Annotated in this window: 19 protein-coding genes and 1 pseudogene; 1 reads left to right on the plus strand and 19 read right to left on the minus strand. The window is 46.5% G+C overall.

The features are described from left to right. Positions 1–206: 206 nt before the first annotated feature. Entirely contained in the window at positions 207–1,145 is a 939-nt protein-coding gene (locus HMPREF1254_RS00930; protein WP_023056797.1) for an IS30 family transposase, read from the minus strand. A gap of 282 nt (positions 1,146–1,427) precedes the next feature. On the opposite strand from HMPREF1254_RS00930, the gene HMPREF1254_RS11550 reads away from it, so the two are divergent. Continuing rightward, entirely contained in the window at positions 1,428–1,796 is a 369-nt protein-coding gene (locus HMPREF1254_RS11550; protein ID WP_081699020.1) for a transposase, read from the plus strand. Positions 1,797–1,899: 103 nt separating this feature from the next. Here HMPREF1254_RS11550 and HMPREF1254_RS00940 read toward each other — a convergent pair. From HMPREF1254_RS00940 to HMPREF1254_RS01030, 18 genes and pseudogenes are all read right to left on the minus strand, one after another. Next, positions 1,900–2,331: pseudogene (locus tag HMPREF1254_RS00940) on the minus strand (transposase); the annotation flags it as partial. Between the two features lie 708 nt (positions 2,332–3,039). Next, a complete protein-coding gene (locus HMPREF1254_RS00950) occupies positions 3,040–4,191 on the minus strand; it encodes an OmpA family protein (protein ID WP_023056792.1) in 1,152 nt (383 codons plus the stop codon). Between the two features lie 276 nt (positions 4,192–4,467). After that, positions 4,468–5,013 carry a 2-oxoacid:acceptor oxidoreductase family protein gene (locus HMPREF1254_RS00955; protein WP_023056794.1) on the minus strand — a complete coding sequence of 182 codons (546 nt, stop codon included), beginning with the start codon at positions 5,011–5,013 and terminating at the stop codon, positions 4,468–4,470. Between the two features lie 21 nt (positions 5,014–5,034). After that, positions 5,035–5,802, minus strand: a complete 768-nt coding sequence (locus HMPREF1254_RS00960; protein WP_023056802.1) for a thiamine pyrophosphate-dependent enzyme — start codon at positions 5,800–5,802, stop codon at positions 5,035–5,037. Between the two features lies 1 nt (position 5,803). Continuing rightward, positions 5,804–6,886, minus strand: a complete 1,083-nt coding sequence (locus HMPREF1254_RS00965; RefSeq protein ID WP_023056790.1) for a 3-methyl-2-oxobutanoate dehydrogenase subunit VorB — start codon at positions 6,884–6,886, stop codon at positions 5,804–5,806. A gap of 4 nt (positions 6,887–6,890) precedes the next feature. Further along, positions 6,891–7,124 carry a 4Fe-4S dicluster domain-containing protein gene (locus HMPREF1254_RS00970; RefSeq protein ID WP_023056787.1) on the minus strand — a complete coding sequence of 78 codons (234 nt, stop codon included), beginning with the start codon at positions 7,122–7,124 and terminating at the stop codon, positions 6,891–6,893. Positions 7,125–7,143: 19 nt separating this feature from the next. Continuing rightward, positions 7,144–7,323: a tetratricopeptide repeat protein gene (locus HMPREF1254_RS00975; RefSeq protein ID WP_004348375.1), complete on the minus strand. Its 180-nt coding sequence runs from the start codon at positions 7,321–7,323 to the stop codon at positions 7,144–7,146. Continuing rightward, positions 7,320–8,198: a bifunctional methylenetetrahydrofolate dehydrogenase/methenyltetrahydrofolate cyclohydrolase FolD gene (gene folD, locus HMPREF1254_RS00980; protein WP_023056793.1), complete on the minus strand. Its 879-nt coding sequence runs from the start codon at positions 8,196–8,198 to the stop codon at positions 7,320–7,322. The genes HMPREF1254_RS00975 and folD overlap by 4 nt, the downstream gene beginning before the upstream one ends. 31 nt (positions 8,199–8,229) lie before the next feature. After that, positions 8,230–9,567, minus strand: coding sequence for a signal recognition particle protein (gene ffh / locus HMPREF1254_RS00985; RefSeq protein ID WP_023056805.1), 1,338 nt, complete (start codon positions 9,565–9,567; stop codon positions 8,230–8,232). A gap of 617 nt (positions 9,568–10,184) precedes the next feature. Beyond that, positions 10,185–13,454: a family 16 glycoside hydrolase gene (locus HMPREF1254_RS00990; protein WP_023056796.1), complete on the minus strand. Its 3,270-nt coding sequence runs from the start codon at positions 13,452–13,454 to the stop codon at positions 10,185–10,187. A gap of 47 nt (positions 13,455–13,501) precedes the next feature. Then, positions 13,502–14,788: a Gfo/Idh/MocA family oxidoreductase gene (locus HMPREF1254_RS00995; RefSeq protein WP_023056781.1), complete on the minus strand. Its 1,287-nt coding sequence runs from the start codon at positions 14,786–14,788 to the stop codon at positions 13,502–13,504. 186 nt (positions 14,789–14,974) lie between these two features. Then, complete coding sequence (locus tag HMPREF1254_RS01000) at positions 14,975–15,925, minus strand: endonuclease/exonuclease/phosphatase family protein (RefSeq protein ID WP_023056783.1); 951 nt, start codon at positions 15,923–15,925, stop codon at positions 14,975–14,977. Positions 15,926–15,935: 10 nt separating this feature from the next. Beyond that, entirely contained in the window at positions 15,936–16,826 is an 891-nt protein-coding gene (locus HMPREF1254_RS01005) for a DMT family transporter (protein WP_023056764.1), read from the minus strand. 44 nt (positions 16,827–16,870) lie between these two features. Continuing rightward, positions 16,871–17,653: a prephenate dehydrogenase gene (locus HMPREF1254_RS01010; protein WP_036880116.1), complete on the minus strand. Its 783-nt coding sequence runs from the start codon at positions 17,651–17,653 to the stop codon at positions 16,871–16,873. Between the two features lie 155 nt (positions 17,654–17,808). Then, on the minus strand, positions 17,809–18,873 hold the full coding sequence (locus tag HMPREF1254_RS01015) for a bifunctional 3-deoxy-7-phosphoheptulonate synthase/chorismate mutase type II (RefSeq protein WP_023056798.1): 1,065 nt from the start codon (positions 18,871–18,873) through the stop codon (positions 17,809–17,811). Between the two features lie 151 nt (positions 18,874–19,024). Then, positions 19,025–20,221, minus strand: a complete 1,197-nt coding sequence (locus HMPREF1254_RS01020; protein ID WP_023056763.1) for a pyridoxal phosphate-dependent aminotransferase — start codon at positions 20,219–20,221, stop codon at positions 19,025–19,027. 39 nt (positions 20,222–20,260) lie between these two features. Further along, on the minus strand, positions 20,261–21,091 hold the full coding sequence (locus tag HMPREF1254_RS01025) for a prephenate dehydratase (protein WP_023056799.1): 831 nt from the start codon (positions 21,089–21,091) through the stop codon (positions 20,261–20,263). A gap of 321 nt (positions 21,092–21,412) precedes the next feature. Next, positions 21,413–22,303: a tetratricopeptide repeat protein gene (locus HMPREF1254_RS01030; RefSeq protein ID WP_023056767.1), complete on the minus strand. Its 891-nt coding sequence runs from the start codon at positions 22,301–22,303 to the stop codon at positions 21,413–21,415.

Here is a 22,303-nt window from a genome sequence, read left to right on the forward strand (position 1 = left end):
TTTCTTACAGGGAAATTCATTTTTTCCTGTGCAGTGCATACACCTTTATAATATAAGGAATGTAGTTGTGAACTATGATGTAAAGGCAGCAATTCTCTCTGAATTTAGAATGGTTTGGCTGCAAATTTAAGAAAAGATTTCGGATTAAGAAAAGAAACGCAAGATATTTTGCTTTTTAGTCGTAGAGTCAACCAGCAAGTGCAAAATTACAAAACGTGTTTGAAGAATTCTCGTTTTGGTGTAGAAAAGTTTAATTTTTCTCTCGGTCTTTCGTTCAGTTTCTTTTGTCTCGACATAATTCTCTTGTCTGTATAATGTTCAAACGAATCCTTTTTCGGTATATATTGTCTGATCAGCTTATTTGTATTCTCAATCGCTCCCTTTTGCCATGAGCAATATGGATCAGCGAAGTACACTGGCACGCCTAAAAACTTGGTAATGTCCTTATGTGCCGCAAATTCAGGTCCATTGTCTGTTGTAATGGTCTTCAGGCAGTCCTTGTATAGCAGCAGCAGTTTCCTGACCACCTTTGCCAGAGGCTTTGACTGCTTTCCAAATGGCAGTTTCTGCATAAGCAGCATATTGGTGGATTTCTCCACCAGTGTGAGTATGGCATGCTGATCAGGGTCTACGATCAAGTCCATCTCAAAATCTCCGAATCTCTTCCCGTCAACTTCCTTACTTCTTTCATGGATACTCAACCTGTCTTTAATTGGAAGATGTCTGCTCTTGGGACGATGTCTGTATTTCATCTTATGCCTTGTGTGCTTGGCAAGTTCCCCTGTTGTGTCATTGTGGATGATGTTGTAGATGGACTGGTGGGACACCTTTATCCCCTCATTCTTGCGCAGATATCCTGATATTTGTCTTGGAGACCATTGGTCGTTGATAATATATTCCTTGATTCTCCAGACCAATTCGTCGGAGAGTTTGGAGTTCTTTACTGTTCTCTCTCTGCGCTGCATAGCCATGTCGTGCGCCTTTGTCCAGATATACTTTCCCGATGGCGTGCTGTTTCTCTCAAGCTCACGACTGATCGTAGCCTCACTCGTGCCCACAATGCGGGCAATTTCTTTTCTCGCTGTTTTCTTTTGGAGTAAGGCGAAAATTTGCGACCTTTGCTCCGAGGTTAATTGATGATACATATACAATACAAAGTTAATTAATCTTTGGGAGACTGCGGTCTCCCTTTTTTTATTTGTATTGCTGGTTGTTTTTTTTCCTCGCCGAGAGATGCAGACAACCTCTCGCTACGCTTCGAGAACGTCTGCATCTCTCGGCGAGGACTACTCTTTTATTGCACTTCGATTTTTAATCTGCATAGTCATCATTTTGATGAAAAACAAGTGTAAATCATTTGGAGTTTCTTGCCTCGTGTAGTGTACTGAATAAGTTGACACCTTTAAAATCAAAAGGAGTAAAAATTTATGTCTCATTACAATGAATCAGAAAAAATTCTGTTATTACATCAGTATGTAAGAAGTGGCTTAACCTTGCGCGACTTCTCTTCTCGTCATGGTATCCCTTTAAGCACTTTCCATCGTATTTATACAGAATATGGCTCACCCGACGTCTCATCACTCGCAGATCTTATGAAAAAAGAAGATATCCCCGATACGCTCGAAGCACTTCAAGCGCAGCTATTACGTGAGCGCAAGGCTCATGCAAAAGAGATCAAACGTCTTGAGAAAGAACTGGCCGTTGAAAAACTTTATGGTTTGGCCAACAAGACGATGATCGACCTTGCCGAGAAGAAATACAACATCCGCATACGAAAAAACTCCGATGCCAAGTAATCAAGACCTTGTCGCAGGGAGAAGAAAAACAGGCTCCGGTAAGCCATCCTGTCAGCTTACCCTGCGGTTATCTTGGCATAAGCAGACAAGGATATTACCGCCATGTTGCAATGCCTTTGAACGCCTTGTTGGCATAGCGTCTAAGATTGTGGCATACAGGAATCATTGTTGAGTCAACAAATGTAATACCTGTACATCTTCCAAATGCACGCAGATTAAGAAAGAACATAAGAGGGAAAAACACCCTACTTTCAAGTTCAACAAAACGGTTGTAAGAGACAGCGTCAGGGAAGTACGACTTAAAAGTCCCCTTGATGAAGAACAGGTAATAGTGCTTGAAATTACGAAATGTTCCGAAATGGAAATACAATAAAATAGTCATGCTTTCGCTGTCGGACAAGGAAGCCTTCCGCCTTCTACGCTTCGTGGTATCGTCACCTAAAAGCAGTTTCCCGCCATTTTCAGCTTCAAAATGTTTGCAAAAATCATCTATAACACAGAATAATTCAGTAATTTTGTAATCGGTAGTCTGCATAAGTATATTTGTAACTATTTGATTATTAACTATAAAGGTACAAAATATTTATGAGACTACCTTGTTCTTTTTTACTTTTTTGCGTTTTCTTATCCCGAACTGAGGTAACGTAATCATCCTATATTTGGAAAAGGTGGGGAAACCCTTCATGTGCACGATAAAATGTCAAGAAAAGCAACCGGAATTTAACACATCTGGATGCGGTGTTCCAGCATAAGCCACAGCTCAAGAAGACCCGAAAACAATGCTTCAGTTGCCAAATGCCATGACCTTGGCAAGCAACAAGGATGGATTTACAGACCAAAAGCATAGAGGTGAGGAGCCAAAAGACAAGCTGTAACGATGGAAAACGAACGCAAACAGACTGCAAAATGAGTGCCTTGGAAAGGGCGGACAATACCGTATTGATGCCAACGTATTGATTATCAAAAAATGACGGATTCCTCTCAAAACGGCGATATTTCAGGGAAATACCAGACTTGGTTTGGAACAAAGCAAGCACAGGAAGCCGGATGTCAAGAATCTTCAAATAAGTTTGCCTTTCGGAAAGGGAAGCATGGAGATTGTCTGAGGGCGAACCGCGCAGACCAGCACAGGCAGGCGGCACCAAAACGGCAACGACACTGGCCTGACTGTACGGCACGGCGAACAAAAATCCCGATGCTTGCGGAGGCACCGGGAATCTCTGTATAGAATATATGCTGATATTTACTCTGCGCTGGTGTCGTCGTTGAAAGTGGCCACACGATTGAAGTCGTATTCTTTGAACAGCTTGTCTGTCACACCCATACCAACAACTGTCAAGCGGTTAGGAGCAATCTTATACTTGTTTACGAGCAAGTTCTTAACGTTCTTAGCACGATTCTCTGACAGACGTTGGTTCAACTCTGCAGGACCTTCCGGTGAAGCATAACCCTTGATGGTAATCTTCGCATTCTTATGATTCTTCATGTAGTTGGCAATCATCTCAACGTTTGGCATCTGAGAACGGTCTACAACGCTCTGACCAACACGGAAGAGAACCGTAGGTTGCAGGTTGGTTGCCGTGGCTGGCTTCACATATACCGGCTTCTTGTTTTTGCACTCATTCAGGGCTTTCTGAAGATCAGAAATCTGACGATCCTTGTTAGAAAGTTGAGCATCTTTACCATTCAAGTCGCTGCGAAGGCTGTTGATTTGTGCGTTCAAGCCATCAATCTCTGCCTGATCGCGAAGCTGTGCGATGGTGAAGTTGTTGGTACCGTTAGAGTTTTTGAACTTGTAAACGAAACCAGCGTTCAACTGTACCGCTGACTTGTTGATGTTGTACTCAATGGGTTGTGTACCATCGCCGTTCAAAGCCCATACAATAGCTGGTTCTACATAGAACTGCCATGCCTTCTCTATGCCCAAGTTGAAAACGAAATCAACGGCAGCCTTGGAAATCAGGTTGTCGTGATTCATCTTCTTGTAAGCGTCAGTGTTACCAAACAAGTGGCCCCAACCGAATCCATACAAACCAACCAACTCGAACGAACGAGGCTCACCAGTATATCCACCGAACCAATTACTGAGGTTTATAGTACCCAACAAGCTGGTGTTGAGCGCGCGTACAGCCGTGCCAGTTGATGCGAGAGGCTTGTTAGAGAAGTAAGCATTGCTCTCTGCAGCCATACCAAAAACTGGAGTAAAATTGCGACCAATGCGAAGACCTGCATTGGGATTCAAGTTCTTCATCCAACTATTTCCCGTTGTTTTGGTTGCAACTCCACCATTAATACCAATATAAAAGTTGTCAAATGTCTTGCTTTCTGTTACAGTTTGTGCTGAAACAGATGCTGCCATGGCAGCTGCAGTAATAAGTAATCCTAATTTTTTCATTTACCTTAAATTTAATCAATTATAATGTTTTTGTTTCCTATTTGTACAGACAAAGTAAGAAAAAAAAACGATAACCTCCAAAGAAATGCGAATAATTTTGACATTTTATAGCATATACTTGACTTATATTTAGAAATAGTATTCATTTTTTTACATTTCCAATCTAATAATATGGTGCTAAAATGGCAAATGTATCGAAGTTGAAGAAGTAAAAAGAGCTGACCGTAATCACTACGACCAGCTCTGAAAAAAAATTAGAGAGTTATAAAAATCAAGTTATCTTTGTTTAGTAATGAGTTTCATTCCAATGTCAACAGCCTGCATGTTGAGTGGAATCATGTGATGATGCCGCTCGGGCAAGGACTTGTAGAGAGCCTTCTGCAACCCATCTGTACTAACCACGGGACATACCTTAAGAAGTCCACCCAGTACAATCATGTTGAACACTTTGGCGTTCTTCATCTCGGCAGCCTGCTCCACAGCATCGATACGATAAACCTGTATATCCGTCCTTGATGGTGGACTGACGATGCCATTACCATCGTATATCAAGATGCCACCTGGCTTTATCTTCGGTTGAAACTTGTCTAACGAAGGCTGGTTGAGCACAATTGCTACGTCATATTTACTTAAGATGGGCGACGAAATGCGCTCGTCGCTCACAATGACCGTCACATTGGCCGTTCCACCACGTTGCTCTGGGCCGTAAGCAGGCATCCATGTCACCTCTTTTCCTTCCATCAAGCCCGAATAAGCCAGGATCTTACCCATAGAAAGTACGCCCTGTCCACCAAAGCCCGATATGATAATTTCTTTCTTCATACGTTGTTTCCTCCTGTTTGGTTATAGGCCTGTATTGTCTTTCAGGTCGCCCTTTGGATATTTATCAAACATGTTTTCGCGCATCCACTCATTGGCTTTGACGGGTGAAACCTTCCATCCGCTGTTGCATGTGCTAACCATTTCAACAAGCGATGACCCTTTTCCCTCCATCGAAGCAGTGAAAGCTTTCTTGATAGCCTTCTTCGCTTGGCGGATGGAAGCCACGGTATCCACACTTTGTCGTGTGACATAGCAGGTTCCTTCCAACTTGGAAGCCAACTCAGTTATGTTGAGTGGATAGCCATGTAGCTTGGGATCGCGGCCATAAGGACACGTGCTGGTCTTCTGACCCAAAAGCGTTGTCGGTGCCATTTGCCCACCAGTCATGCCATAAATGGCGTTGTTGATAAATATCATGACGATGTTTTCACCTCTATTTAATGCATGAATCGTCTCGGCTGTTCCTATACATGCCAGGTCACCATCACCCTGATAGGTGAAAACCAAGCGGTCGGGCCACAGCCGTTTAACAGCCGTTGCCAACGCAGGAGCACGTCCATGTGGTGCTTCTTGCCAGTCTATGTCCAGATAACGATAAGCGAAAACCGCACAACCCACAGGACATACGCCGACAGTCTTTTCCTCCATCTGCATTTCTGCAATGACTTCGGCCACCAATTTATGCACGACACCGTGTGAACAACCAGGACAATAGTGCATGGTTGCATCGTTCATCAGTTCCGGTTTGGCATAAACCAGGTTCTCGGGAGATATGATATCACTATTCATTCTACAGTTCCTCCTTCAATGCTTTGACGATCTCTTCAGGTTCAGGGACGATACCTCCAAGACGTCCGAAATGTTCTACTTTGACAATGTTGTTAATGGCTAACCGCACATCCTGCACCATCTGTCCTGCATTAATCTCTGCTACCAGCACACCTTTTTTGCCTTGAGCAGCCTCTGCGAGTTCCTTTTGAGGGAATGGCCACAAGGTTATCGGGCGGAACAGGCCAACCTTCAATCCTTCTTCACGTGCCAATTCAAGTGCTTTTTCGGCTATTCGAGCCGCACTACCAAAGGCTACGATGATATAATCGGCATCTTCCATCTGCTGTGTTTCATACCTTACCTCGTTCTCCTGAATGGTGTTGTACTTCTCTTGGAGATGTAAATTACGCTCTTCCATCACTTCTGATTTGAGTTCCAACGAAGTAATGATGTTCGGTTTGCGATTCTTTGTCCGCCCAACCGTAGCCCATGGGCATTCTTTTTTAATCTCCTCCTCGGTACGACGGGGCTTGAATGGAGGTAGAACTACCTTTTCCATCATCTGTCCTATCACGCCATCACTCAGAATCATGGCTGGGTTGCGATACTTGAACGCCAACTCGAAAGCCAAATCAACAAAGTCTGCCATCTCCTGAACAGAGTTAGGAGCCAACACGATGACCTGATAATCACCGTTTCCACCACCTCTTGTTGCTTGAAAATAATCACTCTGCGAAGGCTGAATGGTTCCCAATCCAGGACCACCGCGTTGCACATTGACAAACACACCCGGCAGTTCGGCGCCCGCCATGTAAGAGATACCCTCCTGCATCAATGCAATTCCTGGTGACGAAGAGCTCGTCAACACGCGTTTTCCGGCACCTGCGCCACCATAAACCATATTGATAGACGCCACCTCACTCTCGGCTTGCAGCACTACCATCCCTGTGGTTTCCCACGGTTTGAGCAATGCCAGCGTCTCAATAATCTCACTCTGGGGAGTAATGGGATAGCCGAAATAGCCATCAGTGCCACAGCGAATCGCTGCGTTGGCAATAGCTTCGTTCCCTTTCATCAACATTATTTCTTGTTCTGCTGCCATCTTGTTACGCCTCCACTCGTTTTCTATAAACGGTTATACATCCATCCGGACAAACGATGCCACATGCCGCACAACCCACACAATCGTCTGGATTCACGGCCTGCGCATATCTGTATCCGTGCGTGTTCACTTGTTTCTGAGCCAATTCGATCACCTTTTGCGGACATGCCACCACGCAGAGTGAACATCCTTTACAGCGATCGGTATTCACGACTATGGCTCCTTTCATCTTGCTCATTGTATAATGTTTTAGTTGTTTAAGGATTGTATGCATCCTTATTGTAAAAGCCCAGAATGTCTTCTACCATTTGTTTGGCTGCCACGGCGGGCGACTGAGGGTCCAACTCGATGGCCTCCAGATAGCAATTCAGTGCCATCTGCCAGTTTTCCTGCTGCCGATAGCGGTTGCCTTGTTGATAGAATTCTTCTGCTGTCATTTGTAATATTCCTTTTTTGCCGCCGCCAACGTATTCTTCATCAGCGAACATATCGTCATGGGCCCTACCCCACCAGGTACTGGTGTGATGTAACTGCACTTTGGCGACACCTCATCAAACTTCACATCTCCATTAAGTCGGAATCCACTCTTACGCGAAGCGTCTGGCACGCGCGTGGTTCCCACGTCAATCACTACGGCCCCCTCTTTCACCATGTCAGCCCGAACAAAGTCAGGTTTGCCAACGGCTGCGATGATGATGTCGGCCTGCCGACACTCATCTTTCAAGGTCTTAGAACTGGTGTGGCAAATCGTCACCGTGGCATCGCCATACTGCTTTTGCATCATAAGCTGTGCCATGGGCTTGCCAACGATGTTGCTTCGCCCCAGAATAACGCATTTTTTCCCAGTCATCTCAATGTCGTAATATTGCAACAGGGTGAGGATTCCCAATGGTGTAGCCGAGATGAAGCAAGGAAGCCCTATTGCCATGCGACCCACGTTGATGGGATGAAATCCATCTACGTCTTTTTTGTAGTCGATAGCCATAATGATTTTCTGTTCATCGATGTGCTCAGGCAGTGGCAACTGCACGATAAAACCATCTACATCCTCGTCTTTGTTCAGCTTGTCTACGCACTGTAAGAGTTCTTCTTCGGTGACATCGTCCTCGAATCGAATTAAAGTTGATTTGAATCCGCATTGTTCACAAGCCTTCACCTTGTTCTTAACATACGTTTCACTGCCACCATCGTGACCCACCAATACAGCCGCCAAATGAGGTTGCTTGCCGCCCCGGGCGACCATTGTTTTCACTTCTTCGGCTATTTCTGCCTTGATGGCTGCGGCCGTAGCCTTACCGTCTATGAGTTGCATTTCGTTTTCTTCCTCCTTATCTAAAAACTCGTTAGCGCATCTTTGGCATTCCTTTCATGCGGCTCATCATGCCTGCCATGCGGTTGCCAGTGACCATCTTCATCATCTTTCGCGTCTGGTCAAACTGTTTGATCAATCGATTCACCTCCTGAATGTCCGTTCCACTACCTTTGGCAATGCGCTGACGGCGTGAAGAATTCAATATTTCAGGATTCGTGCGCTCTTTCGGTGTCATGCTCTTGATGATGGCCTCGATGCCTTTGAACGAGTCGTTGTCGATGTCAACGTCCTTGATAGCCTTGCCAACACCCGGTATCATGGCAGCCAAGTCCTTGATGTTACCCATCTTCTTGATTTGCTCTATCTGGTTGAGAAAGTCGTTGAAATCGAACTTGTTCTTTTGAATTTTCTTTTGCAGACGCTTGGCTTCTTCCTCATCAAACTGTTCCTGGGCACGCTCTACCAAAGAAACGATGTCGCCCATGCCTAATATTCGGTCGGCCATACGCGAAGGATGGAACACGTCGATGGCTTCCATCTTCTCGCCTGTACCCACAAATTTAATAGGTTTGGTCACCACCGTGCGAATGGAAAGCGCGGCACCGCCACGGGTATCGCCATCCAATTTAGTGAGTACAACGCCGTTGAAGTCAAGTCGGTCATTAAATTCTTTTGCGGTATTCACGGCATCCTGTCCCGTCATCGCATCAACAACGAACAGGGTTTCGTCAGGATGAACGGCGTCTTTGAGGCGTGCTATCTCATCCATCATTTCCTCATCAACCGCCAAACGACCCGCCGTATCGATGATTACCACATCATTGCCTTTGGCTTTGGCTTGCTGAATGGCTTGTTTGGCAATGGCAACCACGTCCTTGTTGTCGGGTTCACTATATACCTCAACACCCACTTGGCCACCAACAACCTTCAGCTGTTCGATGGCAGCGGGACGGTACACGTCGCAAGCAACCAGCAAAGGATTTTTCCGTTGCTTGCTCTTGAGCAGATTGGCCAGCTTTCCTGAGAACGTAGTCTTACCCGAACCCTGCAAACCCGACATCAGAATGATGGCCGGTTTGGATTCCAACTGTAGTCCCACTGCCTCACCACCCATGAGTTCTGCCAGCTCATCGTGTACAATCTTCACCATCAACTGACCCGGTTTCACGGCTGTGAGCACGTTCATGCCCATGGCCTTCTCCTTAACCTGGTCGGTGAAGCTCTTGGCCACCTTGTAGTTAACGTCAGCATCCAACAATGCACGTCGTACGTCTTTCAGCGTTTCGGCAACGTTAATCTCGGTAATCTTTCCTTCACCTTTTAGTATTTTAAAGGATTTTTCTAATCTATCACTTAAATTCTCGAACATTGTTTTATGTTGTTTCTATATCATTATTTTCTTGTTTGCCTCTATCGTTGAAACCAATCCCCGCTGCGATGTGGAAAAGAACCATACAATAACGCAGCGAATGATATGTGAGGCGTATTCATAAGTATGTTGGGGAGATGATAACTTGCTGGTACAGCCAATAACCTAACTGATGTCAGCCGTGGCGTAAACGCTGCCTGCAATCACACTACACCCCTCTTGCAAAAGTAATATATTTTTTCGATTCTCCAAGTGATTTAGCTTAAATTATCAAGGAAAAATTGTCCTTTTGCACAAATTATATATCGTGTGCAAGTCGGTATGCTTTTCCTGCTTCAAACAGCACTCATAAGGCTTGGTTTTTAATAACATAGAGTTTGACCTCTAAAGTCATAGAGTTTGACGCCCAATAGCATAGAGTTTGGCACCCAATAGCATAGAGTTTAGACGAATGAATCAAATAGTTGATTATCAATACAATACGGATTCTTAAATTTTCTCACCTACCTATCAGTGGCCAGGTTGTACACCCACGGTCACAGATATGAGAAAAAGAAAGCCGGTTCCATGACCCATGCACGGAACCGGCTGATGTTTGTCTTCGTTGACAGCGAATACTATCTTCTTCTTGTTCTTGATTTTGACGTTTTCTTGTTCTTGCTTAAATCCAGAATGCGGACATTACGGAACTTCACACCCTCACCATGACCACAGAAGCTGATATAACCATCCTTGTTGAACAGGCCGGGGTGATTTTTCTTGTCTACCGTATATGGATTCACTTTTCCGCCATCGGGGGCTACATTGTGGCCTTGACAGGCTTCACGAATATTGCCGTCGAGAATCACCTCACCATTCACTGTAACGGTGATGCGGTCGCCAATGGCGCGAATTTCTTCAACGTTCCAGGTTCCCAAAGGACCGAACTTGACATGTTTCGGCACAATGATACCATAAACGGCACCATGCTGCTGATAGTCATGTAGTCCTTTATAGATGGGGTCATCATGGTCGAGCACCTGAATCTCCATGCCATCGTAGGCAGCATCAACACCGTGCTTGGTACGAATGCCTATGCCATTGTTGACTCCTGGCTTCACAAAACTAAATTCAAAGCGGTAGATAAAGTCACTATACTTCTTCTTTGAATAGAGGTTTCCACCGGCTCCGTACTTGGCACTTACATAAATATTGCCATCCACGGGAACGTAATTGATGAGATTTCCTTCCCACTTGTCGAGCGAACGGCCATCGAACAGCACTTCGTAACCTTCTTCTTTCTCTTCTTTTGACAAGGTAAACACAGGGGTAGAAGGCAGTTTGTGAATCATCAAATCACGAATCTGCATCTCCTCTTCTCCGCCCATGAAGAAAATTTGTCCTACGGTTTTGATTGGCAAACGGCTCGGGGTGTTCTTGATGATGACATTCTCGGCAACCACACGGCCATTCGATTCAATCAAAAGTCTGTCGTTGACCAAGCGTACATGTAGCGTATTCCACTCACCGGGCTTTGCGTTCTGCTCAACAGCCACGAGCTTGTTGTCGGCAGCATGCACAAACCGTGCACCCGTGGTGCCATCCAGTACCACCTCTGGCATAGAGCGCAGATACAGCATTCCTTTGCCCTTGGTTCGCCAGTCCACGTACAAGTCGACGTTTTCAAATGTGTCGCCACTGCCTACAGAGGCCTTGCCCTTGCACTTGCCGTCAACCACTTCATGCATAAAGCCATCCGACTGCCACTTGCCCAACAGACCTTTGATTTCATCAATGGCATATCCAGCATCGGCATCTTCGGTCTTGGCACTGAAAATGTCCTTAGCTTTGTTGAGCCATGTCTTGATGGTTTCGCCACCTTGCAGGGCTTTGTTTTTAGCAATAATGGTCTTCACGACGGTTGCAGCCTGATAGGCATTCTCTTTCTTATCAAGATATTGTGCGGCAAGCGTTAATGCAGGCAGCTCATGGATGCTACCCAATGCCGACAGATAGCTGTTGACAACCGAAACAGAGGGGTTCATTTCGAGGGCCCGACGATACAACAAATACCTTTCCATACCATTCAGTGATGAACGTTTGGTCAGTGTCAAGGCACGCTTCAACGCCTGGTCTTTCCGAGTAGCGGTTGTTGATGCAATCTGCTCAAGCACGTCTATCACCGATTCGTTGTCAATTTTCAACAAAGAATTGAAGGCTTCATCGGCCATAGAAGGCTTCTGGAAATGGAACTCTACCACCAGCCGACGGATGGCCTGTTGGTTGCCTGCCTGTGCCAGCATGGGATAATATAGTTGAGGACGAGTAGTTTTGGCCAATCGTTTTTGAATGGCAGCGAACTGATCTGCAGACGACTGCAGATGAAGTGCATACAAAGCGGCTTTCTGCAAATGTGGAGCCGTGGCAGCATCGGCACGTTCCAGCATTTCGCACAAAGGTTCGAAATGTTGATAGTCAGAAATGCTACCCAGTGCCTCATAAGCGGCAGTCTTTACAACAGCATTTTGTGAAGCGGTCAGTCGCAACACCTCATCGTAAGCCTGATACATGCGGCGTTCAGCAATTAATTTCAGTGCTTGAGCCTGTACAGACGCATTGCTATTGCCCAGTGACTTGAGGGCCTCAGCTTGGATGGAGCCTTTGAATGACTTGAGTGCCAGTAGTGCTTGACCGGCTTTCTGACCACCCAACAATGCCATCAGTCCTTGCAATGCTTGTGGGCCTCCTATCTGACTGGCGGCATGGATGGAAGCATTGGAGAGTTCATCGTTGCTGCTCATCATTTTCTTGAGAACAATCTCAACAAAATTCTGTTGTCTATTGTTGCCCAACCAACGAACCACGTCTATCTGAGCAGGCACCGAAAGCCGGTCAATCTGATTGTAAACGGCTTTGAAAATGCCATTTCCAGCGCTTTCTTCCGCCATGGCCAAAGCTGTATTCCTATATTGCACATCCTTATCCTTCAAGGCCTTGAGCACTTCTGACGTTGCTTTCGAGCCAGAAGTTTTCAGCAACAGTTCCAACGCGGCACAACGAATGGCTGGCCTTTGTTGCTTAACCAGCTGCTTGGCAGCCTTGCCTACCCATTTAGAGTCATTGCTTGCCAGGCGGGTTAGCAGCTGCATGTAGGCATCGGCTACATGTGTTGGTTCGTATTGATAACCAACTGATTTAGCCTGTTTGCCCAACACTTTGGCGGCTTTCGTAGAGCCATTAATCACCAAAGCCTTGTAAATTTCATTCAACGTCTGTGAATCAGCCCCAGGAATCCATGACAAGAGCATCGGTTCCAATGTGGGTGAAACCAACTGACGCGTGGTGATGAGATGAGCCAATGTCTGCTTTGGCAAGTCCGACTTGGGTAGCCAACCTATTAAGTATTGATCAATACCTGGTGTTGTGGCCAGCGCACTCATGGCAAACGGCTGCAGGTAGCCGTCATTAAGATACGCCTCGAACACGGCAACATCGGCTGCTGTGGCGAGTTTTTGTATCTGCGTGATCAAGAAAGCCTGCAAAACCTGATCTTTAGAAGAACGCAATGCCTGAACCAAACCCTCTTTCACACCAGCCCGGAGATTGGCTTTGTCGGGTCGGGTTACATAGTCTACCACGCCATTGACAGCATATTCATAGGAAGCATTAGCGCCTTTGCTGGTTGGACCGAACAGCCCTACCAACGATTTAATGCCATCCGCACCTGTCTGGGCCATCTCTTCCATCACCTGGTTGAAGGTCTCTACATTGTTAGCGGGCAGCTGTGCCAATCCATCGGCTATGATGGTCGAGGCTACTCTATTTCTTTGATCTGTTCCTTGCGAATGACCAACGGTGCATATACACAAGAGCAATAATATAAGTATATGATATTGAAGCTTTTTCATGTTTATTTGATTGATTAAATTGTCAATTCATTTATCAACTTGGAACCTTAGAAATTCCATCCTTTACGCATGGGTTGATTGACCAAAGCATTGGCGGCATCATCCCCTATGAACAACTGTGTCTTAGGATCGAATGCCAATTCCTTGCGATTCAAGCGCAAAGCCACGGTTGCCATGTTGACCAATGTGCAGCTATGATGCCCATTCAGTTCGTTGAGCGCAAACTTCTTTCGAGTGCGAATGCAATCCAGGAAGTCGGTGTTCTGCGGTTCTGGATCAGGATATTCGGCCAACTTGTTCATCACGTCTGGTATGGTGCATTCAAAACCTTTGTACACCTTACCCTTCGGACCTTCGATATACGGCACCTTTCCCTTGCTTTCGTAACCTTCACCCTCAAGCACAATTTGGCAACCATCAGCGTATGTGTAGGTAATCTTACGCCAGATTCCTACTGCATCGTAATGCTGCTGAGGTGCATCCACTTCCACTTTCACGGGTGAGGTGTTGTCCTTGCCTAAGAAATATTGGATGGGATCGAGGTAATGCTGCCCCATGTCAGTGAGTCCACCGCCATCATAATCCCAATATCCTCTAAACGTTTGATGTACACGATGGGCGTTGTAAGGCTTGAAGGGAGCCGGACCTAACCACATGTCATAATCCAACTCTTGTGGAACTGGTTGTGGTTGCAGATTGTCTTTGCCAACCCAATAGAATTTCCAGGTAAAGCCTGTCGCACCAGACACAACAACTTTCAACGGCCAACCCAACATTCCACTGTCCACAAGCTTCTTCAAGGGTTGTACGGTTGTGCCCAATCCGTAGAAAGTATCCTTAAACCTGAACCATGTATTTAACCTAAATATACGATTATAACGTTGCATGGCCTCTACAATCTTTCTACCTTCTCCGATGGTACGGGTCATGGGTTTTTCGCACCAAACATCCTTTCCAGCCCTTGCTGCCTCAACTGCCATCAGTGCATGCCAATGAGGTGGAGTGGCAATGTGCACAATATCCACGTTGGGATCACCAATTAAGTCACGGAAATCATGGTAGGTGGTGAGTGTAGTTCCAAATTTCTTCTTGCCTAAATCAACGGCTTGCTGCAAATGTTTTTGGTCAACATCACAGACTGACACTAATCTACAGGCATCGGAACTCGTGAAGTGGTAAGACGACTTGCCTATTCCTCCCACACCAATGATTCCTTTTGTCAACTGGTCACTGGGTGAAATAAATCCATTTCCACCCAAGACTTTACGCGGAACAATCGAAAAAAGCCCAATTGTTCCCATTGTTTTCAAAAACGCTCTACGGTTTGTCTTCATGATAAATATCGGTATTTAATGATTTTCATCGCAGTGCCAATCGGCACCGAGTACATGATTTGTCTGCAAATATACTATTTTTTAGGGTCATTACACATCATCCATGTGTTTTTTTTACAACCAGATAAAACAAACAGCCTGTTCATCAGGCATCTACCCTTCATGGAAAGAGGGGTAATGATGCTGTCAGTCGTTCCATCGAAGTCTGACTACCAAGGGTAAATGGTCACTGAAACCATCCTGATAACGAGGTCCCAAATAATTCCTCCGGGGTTGCACTCCGCCGTATTTTTCATCTTCTTTCAGCAAGAACGGGGCATCATGCACATGACATTCCACCAGCCTTTTCGCCGCGAGTTCGTCCACCATGACATGATCCAAGCTGCCCCAATCGCCCCGAAAGCGATACGTTCCTTTGGCTCCGTGCGTGCCAACAGCATGTTGAGAAATATCTACAAGGCCGTGCTCGGTTAACTGTCGAATGTTTTCATCCGTGGAATAGTCGTTGAAATCACCCATGACCAAGAGGCGGGGACTGGCCGACAAGGCGCGAAGGGAATCAACCGCCTGCAACAGCCGCTCACCTACCAGCCGCCGGTGGGCGCGAGTGGCACGCTCGCCACCCATCCTGCTGGGGGCGTGTACCACAAAGACATGCAGCGTATCAGCCCTGCCTATCAGCCCTTTGGCATACAGGATGTCACGCGTGGGGCGCATCTCTTTCATGGGATGGATGCGGATGGAATAAGATTGAAGTAACTGAAACGAGAACGGAGAATACAGCAAGGCCACGTCGATGCCCCGCTCATCGGGCGAGTGGGTCATCACATACTCATAGCGGGCCTTGCGCAACAGCGACCGTTTGGTTAAATCAACCAAACAACTGTCGTTCTCTACCTCGCACAGGCCCACAAGGTCGGGCAGCGACCAGCCATCGTTTGATTCGCCACAAGATAGGATGGTCTGCCCGATGCGGTTCACTTTCTGCCAATAGCGGTGAGGCGTCCAATGATAATCAGACGCCGGCAGGAACTGCTCATCATGTTTCAGACTGTCATGGCGGCAGTCGAAAAGGTTCTCGCAGTTCAGCTCTACCACGGTGAACACGCCCAGCAACAGGCTCAGTAGATACGTCATCTTCGCTACATTAGGCGGTCTTTCCTACGGGCACCCGCCCTTTTCGGCTACTCAGGTACAAGCCCGTCAATATCAGTGCGGTACCCACGACGAAGTAAACCGTTATCTCCTCGTGCAGAATCCATGCGGCAAAAATGATGGTCGTCACTGGATTCACATACACATAATTGGTTGCCTGCAATGCACCCAGCCGCAACATTACCCACGTCCATAGCCAGAAACAGAGCATGGAAGCCACTGCTCCCAGGAACAGCAGGTTGTACAGTATCTTGGGTTGCATCAAGGTGTCGAGGCTGGGAAACCCTGGTTCAAAGGCATAATAAGGCAACACGGTGAGCAGTCCGTAGAAAAATACCTTGCGGGTGATGAAGGTCGTGGAATATTTCTCGTTGGCTTTCTTGAGCAACAGCGAATACACCGCCCAGCTGATACAAGCTAATAAAGCCAACGAATCACCGAGTGGAGAAAGATTGAGCACCAGCTGACCGTTGAGCACCACGGCCGCCATGCCCACGAACGAGAAGGCCGTGCCGATGATTTGCCACTTGCCAAGCGGTTCGCTCCTGAACCATATCCGGTGAAGCAGCATGGTGAACAACGGACACGAGCACACGATGAGCGACACGTTCATGGCCGTTGAGTAACCCAACGCCACGTTTTGCGCCAGGAAGAACACCGTTCCGCCTGTCAATCCCAGTCCTGCCATCAGTAATTCATCTTTCCATGTACGAGCAAAAATATGCTTATGAAAAAACAATAACATCAGCACATAGGCTATAAGGAACCGCAACGTGTACACTTGGGCCGGCGAAATGCCGCTTTGTATCAGTACCTTGGTGGAGATGAAAGTAGAGCCCCAGATGGCAACCGTGAGGAAAGCTACAACGTGATAGAACCACATGATATAAATATATTTAAGCTTTTAAGTTAATTTGCGATGCAAAGCTACAAATCTTCTCCCATATTTTGCCTTATTTTAGTAAGATATTTTTTCATCCCTTCCGCATCCTTGTTGTCAATGATGTTCAGGAGTTCTTTCAGTTCTACCCGTATTTGCGACACTTGGTCGTGCGTGTAGGGATTGAAAAGTATTTCCTGCAAGAGATAATCATCCTCATTCAACACGCCCTTGGCAATGCGCATGTGCCGCTTAAACGTCGTTCCAGGCGCATCTTGATGCTTCATCACGGCCGCAAAGACGAACGTACTGACGAAGGGAATGCTCAACGAGTAGGCCACAGTTTTGTCGTGTTCCTCGAACGTGTACTCATAGATGTGCAGCCCCAGGCGCTGGTACAGGTCCTTGAAGAAGATGCGCCCCATGTAGTCACCCTCGCTGATGATAATGGCATTCTCCTCATTCAACTGGTTTAAGTTGGCAAAAGTGGGTCCGAACATGGGGTGCGTTGAAACGTAAGGGTGGCCCGCCTGCTCATAAAAAGCCTTCAAACCCGTCTTCACCGAGCTGATGTCACTCAATATACAGTTGGGCGGCAAATAGGGCATCACCTCCTCAAAGGCCGGAATGGTGTATTTCACCGTCACGGCGTTGATGACCAGTTCGGGTTGAAAAGCTCGCACCTCGTCCATCGAGGTGAAGCGTTGACAGTTGTATGTGAAGCGCATTCGCTTCGGATCTTTCTCGTACACGGCCGTTTCATGGTCGAAACTCAGCAGGTCAAGGAAGAAACTTCCCATCTTGCCTGCACCCATTATCAGTATTCGCATAGCTTGGTTTTAATTCATCATTCATAATTCATAATATAGTTGACAAGTTGACGAGTTTACAAGTTCACCAGTTGATAGTCTTATAAGCAATAAGTCTATTTACTTGTCTCCTCGTCAACTTGTAAACTCGTAAACTCGTAAACTTGTCAACTATATTATGAATTAATGATTTTCAGTTGTTGTCTCACACTCTCCTGGTGTATCTCTTCAAAGATGTTGGCCACACTCTCTGCCGAGATGCCACACTGCTCGCCCTGCTTTCCTCGCTTTTCCAATATCTCTTTGTAACGATTAGACTGCAACACGGTCATGTTGTGTTCTTTCTTGTACTGCCCTATTTCGCGGCAAACACGAAGACGCTTGGACAAAAGAGCCATGAGTTCGTCATCCAACTCGTCAATCTGCGCGCGCAAACTACGCAGACCTTCTGTCGTAGCATGTTCATCGCGAATCACCAGCATGCTCAGAATGATGTCCAAGGCCTCAGGGGTTACCTGCTGTTTGGCATCGCTCCAGGCGCTGTCAGGATTACAATGCGACTCTACGATAAGCCCATCGAACCCTAAATCCATCGCTTGTTGGCAAAGTGGACCTATCAACTCTCTACACCCACCGATATGACTGGGGTCGCAAATGATGGGCAATTCGGGGATGCGGCGACGCAGTTCAATGGGGATTTGCCACATCGGAAGATTTCGATACACTGTTTTTTCGTAGCTTGAAAAACCGCGATGAATAGCTCCTAAACGCTTCAAGCCGGCCCTATTGAGACGCTCCAAGGCTCCAATCCACAATTCCAAGTCGGGATTGACGGGGTTTTTAACAAGCACTGGGATATCCACTCCTTGCAAAGAGTCGGCCAAAGCCTGCATGGCAAAGGGGTTGGCAGCGGTGCGAGCCCCTATCCAAAGAATGTCTAAACCATGCTTCAAACACAGCTCTACATGCTCTGGAATGGCCACTTCTGTAGAAACAAGCATACCCGTTTCATCCTTCACACGTTTCAACCACGGCAAAGCCTCCTCGCCTTTCCCCTCAAAACCTCCGGGTTTGGTGCGGGGTTTCCACACGCCAGCACGAAAGTTATGACAACCTTTGGCTTTCAATTGGTGCGCCGTAGTCATGACCTGCTCTTCTGTTTCGGCACTACATGGCCCTGCGATGACGAAGGGTCGTTCCATGTCACTTAGCATATTCAGGGATAATAAATCTAATTCCATCTTTTTCTCCTTTCTCTTCCACCTGGTTCTCCATGAGCCATTCAGAAGGAAATATCTTTAATTATATGTACTGTCGCTATCTGTTTTTCCTGTAAAGCAATTTATTTTACGCTACAAAATCCATTCATACCCATCACTCAAGTTTGCTCTTTCACCCTTGTCCCACCCTGTTCTTGAGGGGCCATTCCAAGGTTTTGATGCGATTTAACGCCTGCTTCATCTTCTCATCTTTGGCACACAACGAGATTCGGATGTATCGCCGACCATTGCTACCAAAGATGAATCCGGGCGTGATGAACACCTTTGCCTCGTGCAACACACGCTCGGTGAGTTGTTCTACATCCTCATAACAGTCAGGAATGCGCCCCCAAAGGAACATGCCTACTTGCTTGGAATCGAACTTACAACCGAGTGTTGCCATGATTTCTTCGGCGATGACACGGCGACGGCGATACACCTCGACATTGTATTCGTGATGCCACGCCTCGTCATTGGTATGATATGCCTCGGCCGCAGCCAACTGGATGCCCCGAAAAGTACCACTGTCGACATTGCTCTTAATCTTCAATATCCATGAAATGAACGTGGCATTGGTAGCACATAGTCCCACTCGCCAGCCCGGCATGTTGAAACTTTTAGACATAGAATTGAACTCAATGCAGCAATCCTTGGCACCTTTAACCTGCAAAATCGACAGGGGACGTTCGTTGAGGATAAACGAATAAGGATTATCATTCACCACCACGATGCCATGTTTCTTGGCAAATGTCACGAGCCTATCATAAGTATCAAGCTGCGCATTGCCACCAGTTGGCATGTTGGGATAGTTGGTCCACATCAGTTTGACGCGACTCAAGTCCATCTGTTCCAGCTCTTCAAAATCGGGTTGCCAAGCATGATCCTCTTTCAGGTTATAGTTCACCACCTTCGCACCGAGAATCTTGCTCAACGATGTGTAGGTAGGATAACCCGGATTGGGTACCAAAACCTCGTCACCCGGATTGACAAAAGCCAGCGTGACGTGCAAGATACCTTCTTTGCTGCCAATCAATGGCTGAATCTCTGATGCGGGATCAAGCTCCACGCCATACCACTTTTTGTAGAAATGAGCCATGGCTTGCCGCAGTTCAGGTGTGCCTATCGTGGGCTGGTAGCCATGCGATGCCGGATCGTTGGCCACCTCACAGAGCTTCTTCACCGTCTGCTGGGAGGGTGGCATGTCAGGACTTCCGATGGCAAGCGATATGATGTCTTCGCCAGCGGCATTGAGCCGCGCAACTTCTTTCAGCTTTCTACTGAAATAATATTCTTGTATCTCGTCTATACGTCTTGCGGGTTGTATGGTCATATCGTTATATTTTAGGGTGGTTCTGTGTTTGATTGCTTCTCAGATTGCCTTGTATTCGCCCAGTATTTTCAGTTCTGTGGTCAAAGGTGTGATGGCATCTATCGACTGTTTGTATCGCGTCAAATCATCATAAGTGACATCAACGTAGAACAAATATTCCCACTCATGCCCGATAACTGGCAGCGACTGTATTTTGGTTAGATTGATGCCATAGAATGAAAGGATGGTGAGTATCTTGGACAAACTGCCCTCTTCATGAGGCAGAGAGAATACAAGACTGGCCTTGTCAGCATGATTCAAAGGACGAAGAACATCGGCCTTGTGCGGATTCGACACCAACAAAAAACGGGTAAAGTTGTGCTTGTTGTCTTCAATATGATCCTCAAGCACCCGGAGATGGTATAATTTGGCTGCGTCACTGTGACAGATGGCGGCCCACGATTTCATCTGATGTTGCTGGATGAAAGCTGCGGCACCGGCCGTATCTTCAGCTTCTACCACCTTTAAGCCTGCATGGTTAGCTAAGAAATGGCGGCATTGCATCAAGGCTACGGGATGAGAATGAACCTCACGGATGGTATCCCAATCGTCGTCAGGCAAACAACAAATGGCATGTTGGATATGGAGTTTGTATTCGCCCACAATGGTTGTACCCGAATCTCGCAACAATTCGTAGTTGTGAAGCAACGAGCCAGCGATGGTATTCTCAATGGCCAACATGCCCATGATGGTGGGGTCGCGCTTGATATGCGCGAAAACTTCCTCAAAAGTGGCGCAACAAAGCAGCTGCACTTGCTCGTCCTTGAAGTATCGGTGAGCCGCTATGTCGTGAAATGACCCCAATTCTCCTTGTATTGCTATCCGTTTCATTTTGCCAAATTCGTCGTCCTCTGTCTATTTATTGTTTCTTCTTGAAAGGAATCATCATGAAAAACCCCGCTTTCATATAATATGAAGCGGGGCTGTATTTTTGATTAATCCTTGAGTTGAAATTCACACGCAACTCCCCGCTTCACAAGTGTTTGCAAAGTAAAAATAGAAGTAATAATAAGATGTGTGTGACTGATTCAACATTTTTCTCATATTTCTTAATTCGATTACAAAAGTAGATGATTTATTTGTAACCAACAAACATTTAGATAAGAAATCATTAAAATAACTTACATTTTTAATATTTTTGAAGACAATGCATCAAGGATTGCTGAAAATGCCGTATGCATCCACGTTCTTGTAGGCCTGTTTCACCTTCTGCTCCACATCCTCATCAGCAACACCTTGGGCCTGATCGGCAGCCAATTGAGCAGCCATCTTCTCGGCCATCTCAATGTCTTCCCTACCGCCTTGCTCATCACCCAGCTCCATCCTGAGCGGTCCTCGTTCCTGAAAGGCAACCATCGAGAATGGGTTCACATCTATCACCTTATTATAATAGGTTAGCGCCTCAGCCTTGTTGCCCTTCTTCTGTTCGATGCGAGCCTTCAAAACCAGCACGTCTTCATTGTCTGCCAACTGTTCTAACAGATGGGTGGCATCTTCATCCGCAGCGTCCAAATCACCCGAATCCAACAGCGTTTCGCCTCGCAAGAGATAGGCTTCGTATGCTTTGGGGTTCAACATGATGGCCTTGGTGAGCATGGCAATGGCGTTGGTAAGGTCGTCACGACCTATACAGGCTTTAGCATAGCGATACAACACTTGCGGATTCTCACTGTCCACGAGCATGGCTTTCTCGCATGCATTGCCCATGGCAACATAGTCTTCCATCATATATGCTACATCGGCCATGCGAAGATAAATCTGCAAATTGTCGGGTTCTGCCTCCACCAGTTTCTGCAATTGTGCGTAGGCACCAGACAGATCATTGTTTCGTATCAATGCCTGTGAATAGTAATCACGTGTTTCCAGATCGTCGTGCAGTTGTAAGGCGTGACTGAAACAGCGCAGGGCTTGCTCTATTTGGTTAATCTGTAGCGCTCTGACACCATCGTATTTCAGTGTCTCAAAGTTCTTCCTTTCTTCTTCCCGACGCTTTTCTTCCTCGTTTTCAGCCTTGCTTCCAAACAGCGATTTCAAGAAATTCAT

This window comes from Prevotella sp. BV3P1, from assembly GCF_000479005.1.
Taxonomy (GTDB): Bacteria; Bacteroidota; Bacteroidia; order Bacteroidales; family Bacteroidaceae; genus Prevotella.